The 11,887-nt window shown below is 69.9% G+C and carries 11 protein-coding genes and 1 pseudogene; 1 reads left to right on the top strand and 11 read right to left on the bottom strand.

What is annotated here, in order from left to right:
* The 4 genes from fdxA to RYJ27_RS03520 all read right to left on the bottom strand — a co-directional run bounded on the left by fdxA (position 1) and on the right by RYJ27_RS03520 (position 1,854).
* Positions 1–321, bottom strand: a complete 321-nt coding sequence (gene fdxA, locus RYJ27_RS03535; RefSeq protein WP_330171374.1) for a ferredoxin — start codon at positions 319–321, stop codon at positions 1–3.
* 63 nt (positions 322–384) lie between these two features.
* A complete protein-coding gene (locus RYJ27_RS03530) occupies positions 385–765 on the bottom strand; it encodes a DUF6113 family protein (RefSeq protein WP_330171373.1) in 381 nt (126 codons plus the stop codon).
* Positions 766–784: 19 nt separating this feature from the next.
* Positions 785–1,099 (bottom strand): AzlD domain-containing protein, encoded by a 315-nt coding sequence (locus RYJ27_RS03525; RefSeq protein ID WP_330171372.1) that lies wholly within the window; start codon positions 1,097–1,099, stop codon positions 785–787.
* Positions 1,096–1,854, bottom strand: coding sequence for an AzlC family ABC transporter permease (locus tag RYJ27_RS03520; RefSeq protein ID WP_330171371.1), 759 nt, complete (start codon positions 1,852–1,854; stop codon positions 1,096–1,098). The genes RYJ27_RS03525 and RYJ27_RS03520 overlap by 4 nt, the downstream gene beginning before the upstream one ends.
* 81 nt (positions 1,855–1,935) lie before the next feature.
* Between RYJ27_RS03520 and RYJ27_RS03515 the strand changes: the two genes are divergently transcribed.
* On the top strand, positions 1,936–3,063 hold the full coding sequence (locus RYJ27_RS03515) for a serine hydrolase domain-containing protein (protein WP_330171370.1): 1,128 nt from the start codon (positions 1,936–1,938) through the stop codon (positions 3,061–3,063).
* 15 nt (positions 3,064–3,078) lie between these two features.
* Here RYJ27_RS03515 and typA read toward each other — a convergent pair whose 3' ends face one another.
* The 7 genes and pseudogenes from typA to RYJ27_RS03480 form a co-directional block, all read right to left on the bottom strand.
* On the bottom strand, positions 3,079–4,980 hold the full coding sequence (typA, locus tag RYJ27_RS03510; protein ID WP_330171369.1) for a translational GTPase TypA: 1,902 nt from the start codon (positions 4,978–4,980) through the stop codon (positions 3,079–3,081).
* 153 nt (positions 4,981–5,133) lie between these two features.
* The gene (locus RYJ27_RS03505; RefSeq protein ID WP_330171368.1) at positions 5,134–6,813 is read right to left on the bottom strand and encodes an ABC transporter family substrate-binding protein; all 1,680 of its coding nucleotides are present in this window, start codon (positions 6,811–6,813) and stop codon (positions 5,134–5,136) included.
* Between the two features lie 184 nt (positions 6,814–6,997).
* A pseudogene (locus RYJ27_RS03500) lies at positions 6,998–7,156 on the bottom strand (ABC transporter ATP-binding protein); the annotation flags it as partial.
* Positions 7,157–7,653: 497 nt separating this feature from the next.
* Positions 7,654–8,241 carry a PH domain-containing protein gene (locus RYJ27_RS03495; RefSeq protein WP_330171367.1) on the bottom strand — a complete coding sequence of 196 codons (588 nt, stop codon included), beginning with the start codon at positions 8,239–8,241 and terminating at the stop codon, positions 7,654–7,656.
* Complete coding sequence (locus RYJ27_RS03490) at positions 8,238–9,902, bottom strand: ABC transporter ATP-binding protein (RefSeq protein ID WP_330171366.1); 1,665 nt, start codon at positions 9,900–9,902, stop codon at positions 8,238–8,240. Before RYJ27_RS03490 ends, RYJ27_RS03495 begins: the two co-directional genes overlap by 4 nt.
* The gene (locus RYJ27_RS03485) at positions 9,899–10,846 is read right to left on the bottom strand and encodes an ABC transporter permease (protein ID WP_330171365.1); all 948 of its coding nucleotides are present in this window, start codon (positions 10,844–10,846) and stop codon (positions 9,899–9,901) included. The genes RYJ27_RS03490 and RYJ27_RS03485 overlap by 4 nt, the downstream gene beginning before the upstream one ends.
* On the bottom strand, positions 10,836–11,765 hold the full coding sequence (locus RYJ27_RS03480; protein ID WP_330171364.1) for an ABC transporter permease: 930 nt from the start codon (positions 11,763–11,765) through the stop codon (positions 10,836–10,838). The genes RYJ27_RS03485 and RYJ27_RS03480 overlap by 11 nt, the downstream gene beginning before the upstream one ends.
* Positions 11,766–11,887: the final 122 nt, after the last annotated feature.

Raw genomic sequence — 11,887 nt, 5'->3', positions numbered from 1 at the left:
TCAGTGTTCCTGCGGCGGCAGCGCCTCGATCACCGGGTGGTCCTTGTGGATCACGCCGACCTTCGCGGCGCCGCCCGGCGAGCCCACGTCGTCGAAGAACTCGACGTTGGCCTTGTAGTAGTCGGACCACTCGTCGGGCAGATCGTCCTCGTAGTAGATCGCCTCGACGGGGCACACCGGCTCGCACGCGCCGCAGTCGACGCACTCGTCGGGGTGGATGTACAGCGAGCGTTCACCCTCGTAGATGCAGTCGACGGGACACTCGTCGATGCAGGCCCGGTCTTTCACATCGACACAGGGGAGGGCGATCACATACGTCACACGAGCAGTCTACGTGCCCAGCCGCAGCAGTCGCCCCGCGACGACACACAGGGCAATCGCGAGTCAGGACGAGGGGGTCGAGCGCGGGGCGGCGGAGGGCAGCTGCGGAAAGGCCACGACCATCACCGCGACGAGCGGGCACAGGATGGTCCAGATCGTGGCGGGAAGACCGGCGGGCGCGATGACCGAGCCTCCCGGCCCCTCCCCCGAGAAGACGACGATCGCCAGCGTCATGCCCGCGGTCGTCGCGATCGCGGCGCGGCGGTCGGTGAGCAGGCGCACCGCGAGCACGAGCGATCCGGCGCCGATCAGCGAAAGCACGAGCCCCACCGGCAGGATGCCGAGGGTCGACGCGTGCGCGACCGTTCCGACGACCCCGTAGACCGCCCCTGCGACGGCGGCGATCGCCCACATGCCCAGGCGTGCGGGGAGGGAGGGCTTCACGCCCCCGAGCCTACGCCGCTCACGCCGCCCACCCGGCCAGGCGCAGGAGCGCCGCCGTCACGGCCGCGGCAGCGACGACGACGAGGAAAGGCGCGCGGATCATGAGCAGACCGGCCGCGACGAAGAGGGCGGGGACCCGGGCATCCACCGCGATCGCCTGCCCCGCCCCGAGCGTCTGGACGGCCACGAGCGCGGACAGCAGCGCCACCGTGAGCAGGTCGGCGATGCGCGCGGGCCGAGGCGCCTCCACCCACGAGGTCGGCAGGAGGTAGCCGACCGCCTTGAGGGCGACGCAGATGACGGAGGCGAGCAGCACGGCGGTCCACAGCGTCACGGCAGACCCTCCCGCTCGGGAACGTCTTCGGGCTCGCCCGGGGACGTTGCGTCGCCGAGCCAGTTCGCCCAGCCCACCGCGATCGCCACGACGGCCGCGATGAGCACGGGCAGGCCCGGCATGAGCCCAGGGGTCAGCACGGTCGCCACGACCGCCGCGGCGGCGCCGACCGCGATCGCCTGCCGTCCGCGCAGGCGGGGCCACAGCAGCGCCAGGAAGGCGGCGGCCGCCGCGGCATCCAGGCCCCACGCGCGCGGATCGCCGAGCACGTCGCCGAGAAGCGCCCCCACGAGGGTCGTCAGGTTCCACCCGATGTAGATGGCGAAGCCCGTGAGCCAGAAGCCCAGGGTGCGGGCGCGGGGCGTGGTCTGGGCGAGCGAGACGGCCGTCGACTCGTCGATCGTGACGTGGGCCGCGGCCGCGCGTCGCAGGGCGCCGGGACCGATGACGGGAGACATCCGCATGCCGTAGGCCACGTTGCGCACGCCGAGCAGCCCCGCCGAGGCGATCGCGGCGGGTGCTGCGGCGATGCCGCCCGCGCCGATCACGCCGACGAACGCGTACTGCGATCCGCCCGTGAACATCAGCAGGCTCAGCACGCACGTCTGCCAGACGTCGAGGCCGGATGCCACGGCCAGCGCCCCGAACGAGACGCCGTACGCGCTCGTCGCCAGGGCGACGCTCAGGGCCTGGCGCCACGCCCGCCGCGCGTGGGGGTCCGCGGCGCCCACGGGGGAGGTGTCGGCGGGGCTCACTCGTTCGAGCGTACCGGGCCCGCACCGCCGCACCCGCCGGCCACCCGAAGTCCCGTGGACCGGCCGCGTTACGCTGGGGCCATGCCGGTTCCCTCCCGATCCCTCCGCATCGGCGCGGCCGTCGCCGCGCTCGCCGCGATGGCCGCGATGGCCGGCTGCACCGCGGAACCGGAACCCCCCGTACCCGCGCCCACCGAGCCGCCGACCCTCGAGGAGGCGTTCGCCGGGCTGATCGACGCCCGGGGCGTGCCGGGAGGCGCGCTCGCGATCCGGCGGGGCGAGGACACCGAGGTCATCGTGCACGGAGACGCCGACGACGAGGGCACCCCCATCACGGAGGAGACGGTCTTCGGCTACCGGAGCGTCACGAAGTCGTTCGTCGTGACGGTGCTGCTCCGCCTTGCCGAGGAGGGCCTGGTCGACCTCATCGTTCCCACGACCGCCCCTGAGGAGGGCGTGTCGCCCGCCGACGCGACGCCGTGGGAGCTCGCGGCCATGACGGCGGGGACGCCGAACTACTCCGCGCAGCCCGGTCTCATCGAGGAGATCACCGCGGACCCCGAGCGAGCCTGGGAGGACGACGACCTCTTCGACCTCGTGCGGGGCCTTCCCGAGTCGTTCGCGCCCGGCACGTCGTACGAGTACTCCAACACGAACACGCTGCTCGTCGGCGAGCTCGTCGCCGACGCTTCGATGGACACGTGGTCGCAGGCGGTCGCGGAGCTCGTGACCGAGCCCCTCGGGCTCGAGAGCGTCGTCTACCCCGGCGACGGCGCTGCACCGGATGCCGCGGCCACACCGTTCCAGCTCACGGACGGCGCGGCCGAGCCGCTCCCCGCCGTCCGTGCGAGCGCGTTCTCGGCCGCGGGCGGACTGTTCGGCACGGCCGGCGACCTCGCCGTGTGGGCGCAGGCGCTCGGGACGGGCGCGCTGCTGGAGGACGAGACGTTCGAGACCCGCCTCTCGGCGTTCGGGCCCACGGCATCCGATCCGCAGAGCCCCGAGTACGACGAGTACGGCCTCGGGATCGGACGCATCGGCGACTGGATCGGGCACACCGGCAACGGCCTCGGCTACCAGGCCCTCGCGATGTACCACGCGGAGAGCGAGACCGCCGTGGCGATCCTGCTCAACGCGACGGGCGAGGACGGCGATCTGCCCGCCCACCTGCTCGAGGACCTCGAAGAGCTGGTGCTCGAGGCGCCCTGACGGGCGCGGCGGCGCTCAGCCCTGGCGCTTGAGGCGGGCCGTCGCGCGGGCGCGCTCGTTCGCGTCCAGGTTGACCTTGCGGATGCGGACGATCTCGGGCGTGACCTCGACGCACTCGTCCTCGCGCGCGAACTCGAGGCTCTCCTCGAGCGAGAGCTGGCGCGGCGGGGTCATCGATTCGAAGGAGTCGGAGGTCGAAGCTCGCATGTTCGTGAGCTTCTTCTCCTTCGTGATGTTGACGTCCATGTCGTCGGCGCGCGAGTTCTCGCCGATGACCATGCCCTCGTAGACCTCCTGCGTCGGCTGCACGAAGAACGACATGCGCTCCTGCAGGCCGATGATCGCGAAGGGCGTGACGACTCCCGAGCGGTCGGCGACGATCGAGCCGTTCTGGCGCGTGACGATGGGACCTGCCCAGGGCTCGTAGCCGTGCGAGATCGCGTTCGCGATTCCGGTGCCGCGGGTCGTCGTCAGGAACTCGGTGCGGAAGCCGATCAGACCGCGCGAGGGGACGACGAACTCCATCCGCACCCAGCCGGTGCCGTGGTTGGTCATGTTGTCCATGCGACCCTTGCGCGCGGCGAGCAGCTGCGTGATCGCGCCGAGGTACTCCTCCGGGGCGTCGATCGTCAGGTGCTCGAAGGGCTCGTACGTCTTGCCGTCGATCTGCTTGGTGACGACCTGCGGCTTGCCGACCGTCAGCTCGAATCCCTCACGACGCATGTTCTCGACCAGGATCGCGAGGGCCAGCTCACCGCGACCCTGCACCTCCCATGTGTCCGGGCGTCCGATGTCGACGACCTTGAGCGAGACGTTGCCGATCAGCTCGCGGTCGAGGCGGTCCTTGACCATGCGCGCGGTGAGCTTGTGGCCCTTGACCTTGCCGACGAGGGGCGACGTGTTGGTGCCGATCGTCATCGAGATGGCGGGATCGTCGACCGTGATGGCGGGGAGAGGACGGACGTCCTCGGGGTCGGCGATCGTCTCGCCGATCGTGATGTCCTCGAAGCCCGCGATGGCGACGATGTCTCCCGGACCCGCGTCATCCGCGGGGTAGCGCTCGAGCGCCCGCGTCTTGAGCAGCTCGGTGATGCGGGCGTTGCTCGTGGTGCCATCGGAGCGCACCCACGCGACCGTCTGCCCCTTCTTGAGCGTGCCGTTGAAGACCCGGAGGAGGGCGAGGCGGCCGAGGAACGGGCTGGAGTCGAGGTTCGTGACCCACGCCTGCAGGGGCGCCTCGTCGTCGTAGGAGGGCGCGGGCACGTGCTCGAGGATCGCCTCGAAGAGGGGCTCGAGGTCGTCGTTGTCGGGAAGGGCGCCGTTGTCGGGGCGGTTGCGCGAGGCCGCGCCCGCGCGACCCGAGGCGTAGACGACCGGCACGTCGAGCAGCGCGTCGACATCGAGGTCGGGCACGTCGTCGACGAGGTCGGAGGCGAGGCCCAGCAGCAGGTCGTGGCTCTCCTCCTCGACCTCGACGATGCGCGCGTCGGGGCGGTCGGTCTTGTTCACCAGCAGGATGACGGGGAGCTTCGCCTCGAGCGCCTTGCGCAGCACGAAGCGGGTCTGCGGCAGGGGGCCCTCCGAGGCATCCACCAGCAGCACGACACCGTCGACCATCGACAGGCCGCGCTCGACCTCGCCGCCGAAGTCGGCGTGGCCCGGGGTGTCGATGACGTTGATCGTCACGGGCGACTCGGTGTGTGCGCCGTTGTACGTGATCGCCGTGTTCTTGGCGAGGATCGTGATGCCCTTCTCCCGCTCGAGGTCGTTCGAGTCCATCGCGCGCTCTTCGACGTGCGAGTGCTCGCCGAAGGAGCCCGTCTGGCGGAGCATGGCGTCGACGAGGGTCGTCTTGCCGTGGTCGACGTGGGCGACGATCGCAACGTTGCGGAGGTCGGATCGGAGGGCGCGCGCCATGACGGTGGTCCTTGCGTGGAGGGAGATGTCCGGAATTCCGGCCGTTCCAGACTACCGCAGGCCTCCCGAGAGGCTGCCGAGGACCGGGAAGACGTCGAACGGGGCGGGACCCGGTGAAGGATCCCGCCCCGTTCGACGAGCGGATGCCGCGGATTACTCGGCGGCCCAGCCCACGAGGGTCCAGTCGATCGTCTCGAACTGCGTCGCACCGTAGTTGACCAGACCATCGGCGACCGCCCACACCTCGGGCAGCGGTGCGATCGGGAACATCGGCACGTAGTCCCAGATCGCCTCATTGATCTCGTTCGCGATCTCGATGCGGGCCTGCGGATCGAGCTCGCTGTTCGCCCGGTCCCACAGGTCCCCGAGCGCCTCCTCCGTCGTGCCGGTGAAGTTCTGCTCCGAGTCGAGCGGGGAGAACAGCGGCTCCGCCGTCGAGATCGGGAACGCCGTGCCCACCCACGAGAAGGAGACCATCTCGAAGTCGCCGGGGATGACGTAGTCGCTGAAGTAGCCGGCGACGGGGACCGTGACGAGTTCGACGGGGATGCCGAACTCGCCGAGGTCGGCCTGCACCTGCTCGGCGCGCTGGATGTTCGTGGCGGTGTCGGCGGGTACGGTGACGGTCAGCTCGAGCGTCTCGCCGTCCCTGACCCACTCCTCGCCCTCCTGCGTGTAGCCGGCCTCCTCGAGGAAGGCGGCGCCCGCTTCGGGATCGTAGGGCAGCGCGGCATCCTCGTAGCCCTCCTGGCCCGCCATGAAGATGTAGTCGCCCTGCGTGACGGCCGGCACCCCGACGGGCGTGTTGGCCGCGGCGGCGATCTGCTCGCGGTTCACGATCGAGGCGACGGCCTTGCGGACGTTGACGTCGGCGAGCGGACCGTCCGAGGCGTTCATGGTCACGTGGGTCCACGTGAGACCGTTCGTCGCCTGGATGTCGGCCCCGTCGACGCCCTGGGCCGTCTCGTAGAGGTCGGCGTTGGAGGAGATGTACAGGGCGTCGATCTCGCCGTTGGCGAACGACGAGCCCTGCTGATCCTGGCTCACGGCCTGGAACAGGATGCGGTCGAGCTTGGGTGTCTCGCCCCACCACAGCGGGTTGCGCTCGGCGGTGACGATCTGGCCCGTCGTGTCCACGTTCGTGATGACGAAGGGCCCCGAGGAAGGCATGGCGGAGGTGAGGAAGCCCTCGTTGAACGCCGCCGGATCGCTCGCGACGCTCTCCTTGAGGACGCTCGTGAACAGACTCTGCCAGTCGGCATAGACCGATGAGAAGGTCACGACGACGTGGTATTCGTCATCGCCCTCCTCGATCGACTCGATCTGGTCCCACCCTGCGGTGGAGACGTTGATGAACTCCGCGTTCGAGCCGTTGTTGGCCTGCCAGGTCGCGACGTAGTCGGCGACGGTGATGGGTGTGCCGTCCTCCCAGACCGCCTCGGGGTTGAGTCGGACCTCCACGACCTGCGGGTCCTCGCTCGTGATCTCCGCGGATGACGCGTAGTCCTCGTTGAGGACGGGACTGCCGGATTCGTCGATCTTGATGGGGCCGCCGAGCGTCGTCTCGACGATGTCGTTGGTGTCGGAGTCGTTGCCGTCGATCTGGTAGATGTTGAAGTTCACCGGCAGGGCGCTCACGGCGAGCGTGACGCTGCCGCCGTCCTGCACCTCGGAGGCGTCGGCGCGCACCCAGTCCGTCGAAGGAAGCTGCGTCGAATCGGTCGCCGCGTCGGTCGGGGCGGTGGTGTTGCCGGCGGTGCAGCCCGCGACGATGAGCGCGGTGGCGCCCAGCATCGCGAGGGATCCGAACGCCTTCGCGTTGCGCATTCTCATGTGATTTCCTCTCGGTTTTTTCGGGGGAAGACCCGGGGTGAGATGGTGTCCGCAGCCCGGGACGATCAGGTGGCCGTCGCGAGGGCGGCCTCCTCGACCATGCCGGAGCGGCCGGCGTGGTGGCACGCGACGCGGGCGCGCCCGTGCGGCGCGAGGGCGGGATCGAGCGTGCGGCAGTGCTGCTGCCGAGGTACATCACCGCTACGTCGTCGGCGATCTGCCGTACGACGGCGAGGTCGTGCCCGACGAAGATGCACGACAGCCCCAGACGCACCTTGAGGTCCTCGAGCAGGTTGATCACGCCCGCCTGGATCGACACGTCGAGGGCGGAGACCGCCTGATCGCTCGCGCGGTACTGGCGCACGGCCCCCCAGACCCCGAGCAGCACGCCCAGGATCGCGCCGATGATCGAGCCGATGAGCAGGAGGCGCAGGCTCGCGCCGGCGCGCGCCGCGATCTCCGCGGTCACCTGAACGCCGCCGATGGTCTCCCCGAGCGAGAAGCGGGTGAACAGGCCGACGAGCCAGTCCCACAGCCGCACGAGCACCGGTACCGCGGGGGTCACACCCATCGCATCGAGGCTCGCCTCGATCGAGGTCTGGGGCGGTCTCGGGTTCATGCCGTAGTAGCGCTCCGCGGGCTTGAGCAGCACGCTCGCGAGCACATATGCCAGGCACGTCGCGATGAGGCTCAGGATCGCGTAGTGGACGAACCGGCGGAGGATGTACAGCGTCACGGCGCGGTCCCGGCGCGTGGTGCGCGTGCGTCGGATCGTGCGGTCGGCCAATGGAACGTCATCGTCGATCTCTCAGGCGGCGCAGTCCGGATCAGGCAGATCGCTCAGCTTGTTCCGCCGGAGATCAGCAGAGCGATGACCGCCCACGCGAGGATCGCGGCCAGCGCGACGAGCCCCGGAACGTCCCAGCCGCGTCGGATCTCCGGGGCCGCCGAGTCGGCTCCCTGCTCGAGGGCGTCCTGCCACTGCTCGCGGATCAGTGCGAGATCGCGGACCGCGGGGGGCACCCGCTCGGCTTCCCCCGGCGATCGCCGGAGCGCGGGTCGCCCTGGCCTTCCCGCCACGGGTCCGCCGTAGGCGCGCAGGACCCGGCCGTCGTGAAGCGTCAGCTCCAGCTGCCACCGCACGTCGATGCCGCGTACGAGCGCCCACGGCACGTCGATGATGCGGAGGATGTTGTGGAGCCGGATGCCGTCGCGGTCGATGCGCACGCGGGGTGCATAGACGAAGACGTATGCACCCCAGAGCAGGAGCAGGATCCAGGGGGCCAGCAGGAGCATCTCCCCCACCCCCGCACGCACCGCGGCATCCCCCAGCAGGAGCGCAGCGACCGCCGCCGCCACGACGAACGCGACGACTCCGGACGGCGTTCGGAAGACCCGTCCCTCGGGAGTCGGAGTCGCGCGCCTCATCGGCCGCCGAGAGGGATGGATGCGCCGGGGATCGCGTCGAGGAGGCGCCGCGTGTACTCCTCGGCCGGAGCGGCGAAGATCTGGTCCACCGTTCCCTGCTCCACGAGCTTCCCATGCTCCATGACGCACACCAGGTCGGCCGCGACCCGCACGACGGCGAGGTCGTGCGTGATAAACAGGTAGGTCAGCGCCAGTTCGGACTGCAGGTCCGCCAGCAGCTGCAGGATCTGGTCCTGCACGAGCACGTCGAGCGCCGACACCGCCTCGTCCAGTACGACGATGTCGGGCTTGAGGGCGAGCGCCCGCGCGATCGCCACGCGCTGGCGCTGACCGCCGGAGAGCTCGTTCGGATAGCGCGAGGCGAGTTCCTGCGGCAGGGCCACCTGCTCGAGCAGCTCCTTCACCCGAGCGCGCCGAGACGCCGCGTCGCCCACCCCGTGGATGTGCAGCGGCTCGGAGATCGTGTTGCCGATGTTGCGCAGCGGGTCGAGGGAGCCGTACGGGTCCTGGAACACCGGCTGCATGCGCCGGCGGAGCGCGAAGAACTCCCGGCCGGAGAGCGCGTCGGTCCGCTCGCCGTCGATCGTGATCGAGCCCGAGGTGGGATCCTCGAGCCCGAGGACCATCTTCGCGATCGTGGACTTCCCGGACCCGGACTCGCCCACGAGGGCGAGGGTCTTGCCCCGCGGGATCTCGAACGAGACGCCGTCGACGGCGCGGAACGGCTCGCTGCGGAACCCGCCGCGACGGATCTTGTACTCCTTGACCAGGTCGGTCACGACGACGGCGGGAGGCTCGGCGGCGTCGATGTCGCGCACCGGCCCCCGGTCCTCGACGGTGGCCTGGATCCGCTGGGAGGCGAGGCTCGGGGCCGCCGCGACGAGGCGCTGCGTGTAGGGATGCCGCGGGTCCTCGAGGATCTCCCGGCTCGGCCCCGACTCGACGATCTCGCCCTGGTTCATCACGATGATCGTGTCGGCGCGCTCGGCGGCAAGCCCCAGGTCGTGCGTGATGAGAAGCACCGCGGTGCCGCGCTCGCGGGTGAGCGAGGCCATGTGGTCGAGGATGACCCGCTGCACCGTGACGTCGAGCGCCGAGGTCGGCTCGTCGGCGATGAGCAGCTTGGGATCGGCGGCGAGGCCGATGCCGATCAGGGCCCGCTGACGCATGCCGCCCGAGAACTGATGCGGGAACTGGTGGAGCCGGCGCTCGGCATCCTTCAGTCCGGCCTGCTTCAGAACCTCGATGGCGCGCTGCTCGACCTCGCGGCGGCCCGTGGCGATGCCGTTCGCACGGATCGCCTCCTTCACCTGGAAGCCGATGCTCCACACGGGGTTCAGGTTCGACATCGGGTCCTGCGGCACGTAGCCGATCTCGCGCCCGCGCACCTTCTCCATCTGCGACAGCGACAGCTCGGTCAGCTCACGCCCCTCGAGGGTGATCGAGCCTCCCGTGACGTGCCCCGTGCCCGGGAGCAGGTTGATGATGGCCGACGCGGTCGTCGACTTGCCGGAGCCGGACTCGCCGACGATCGCGACCGTCTCGCCGGGGTGGATGTCGAGGCTCACGCCGTGCAGCACCTCACGCGACGTCTTGCCCGCGTCGAAGGCGACGGTCAGGTCGCGGATGGACAGCAGCGGGGTCTGGGAGTCGACGCTCATCGGCGGGCCCTCGCCTTCGGGTCGAGGGCGTCTCGGAGCAGTTCGCCCAGGATGATGAATGCCAGGATCGTCACGGTGAGGGCGATCGAGGGGTAGATGAGGGCCATCGGCGCCACGCGCAGCGACGACTGCGCCTGGCTGATGTCCAGTCCCCACGACATCGTGTCGCTGCCGAGACCGACACCCAGGAACGACAGGGTCGCTTCGGCCGAGATCGCCGCACCGAGCGTGATCGTCGCGATGACGAGCACGGGGGCGAAGGCGTTCGGGAGCACGTGCGAGACCAGAGTGCGGAAACGCGAGAGGCCGAGCGCGCGCGAGGCCATCACGAAGTCGGCCTGACGCACCCGCAGCACCTCCGCTCGCACGACGCGCGCGGTCGACGCCCATGCGAAACCGCCGATCGCGAAGGCCAGCACGAGCGGCGTGCGGTTCTGTGAGAAGACGCTCATCACGACAATCGCCGCGAGGATGTAGGGGATCGCGAAGAAGATGTCGCCGATCCGCGAGAGGATCGAGTCGAGCCACCCGCCGTAGAAACCGGCGAGGGCGCCCATCACCGTCCCGATCACGGTCCCGATCAGGGTCGCGAGCAGACCCACGACGAGCGACGTGCGCGCACCCCACACGAGGCGCGACCAGATGTCGCAGCCCTGGAAGGTGAAGCCGAGTGGATGCCCCGGCGCGGGTCCGCCGTTGGAATTGCTCAGGAAGCACTCGCGATCGGGCGGCACCTGCGTGAACAGGGTCGGGAAGATCGCCATGAGCACGACGACCACCACGACGACGCTGGTCACCCAGAACGTCGGGCGGCGGCGGATGTCGGTCCAGGCATCCCGCCACAGGCTGCTGGGCTTGGCGTCGACGCGCACGGCGTCCACCGTGACCTCGGCGCTCTTGACCGGGGCGACGTAGTGGTTCGGCGAGAGCTGATCACTTGGCATAGCGGATCCTCGGGTCGAGCAGGCCGTAGAGCAGGTCGACCACGAGGTTGACCAGCACGTAGAAGATCACGAACACCGTGACGAAGGACACCACGGTCGGCCCCTCCTGCCGGGTGACGGCGGAGTACAGGGTCTGGCCGACGCCCGGGACGTTGAAGATGCCCTCCGTGACGGTCGCGCCGACCATGAGCACACCGAAGTTGGTGGCCGAGTTGGTGATGACCGGCAGGAGGGAGTTGCGCAGCACGTGCACGGGGACGACGCGGCGGCGCGGCAGTCCCTTGCTGTAGGCGGTGCGCACCCAGTCCTGATTGAGGGCGTCGATGACGGAGGCGCGCGTGAGCCGCATGCTCGTGGCGTAGAGGCTCAGGCCCAGCACGATCGCCGGGAGCCAGAGGTCGCCCCAGTCGTTCTGCGCCCCGACGGTGGGGCGGAACCAGCCGAGCTGGATCGCGAGGAAGTACTGCGCGAGGAATGCGAGCACGAAGATCGGCACCGCGACGAAGATCAGGGCGATGACGAGCGAGGTGTTGTCGAAGACCTTGCCCTTGCGGATGCCCGAGATGGTGCCGATGATGACCGCCAGCACGAGCTCGATCGCGATGGCCATGACCGCGAGGCGCAGCGTCACCGGGAACGTGCGCGCGAGGACGTCGGCGACCGGCTGGCCTGAGAAGCTCACGCCGAAGTCGCCCTGGAACACGCCCAGGATGTAGTAGAAGTACTGCACGATGAACGGGTCGTTCAGGTGGTACTGCTCCCGGATCTGCTCGAGCAGGTTCGGGTTGGGGGTCCGGTCGCCGAAGAGGGCGAGGATCGGGTCCCCCGGCATGGCGAAGACCATGAAATAGATGAGCAGCGTGGCCCCGAAGAAGACCGGGATCACCTGCAGCAGTCGTCTGAGGATGTAGCTGGCCACCCTCTTCTCCCTCCGAGATCATCGGGCGCGCACGCGGGGTTGACGTGGGCGCCCTGAGAGCATCGTGCCGCGTCGGGTGCGACGCGCGCGATACCCCGGGGAAACATGTCGCGAGGCGGTGA

The sequence above is a fragment of the Microbacterium limosum genome (assembly GCF_036324365.1).
Classification (GTDB): Bacteria; Actinomycetota; Actinomycetes; order Actinomycetales; family Microbacteriaceae; genus Microbacterium; species Microbacterium limosum.
The sequence above is the reverse complement of the archived record's forward strand: the minus strand, read 5'-3'. Positions and strand labels throughout refer to the sequence as shown.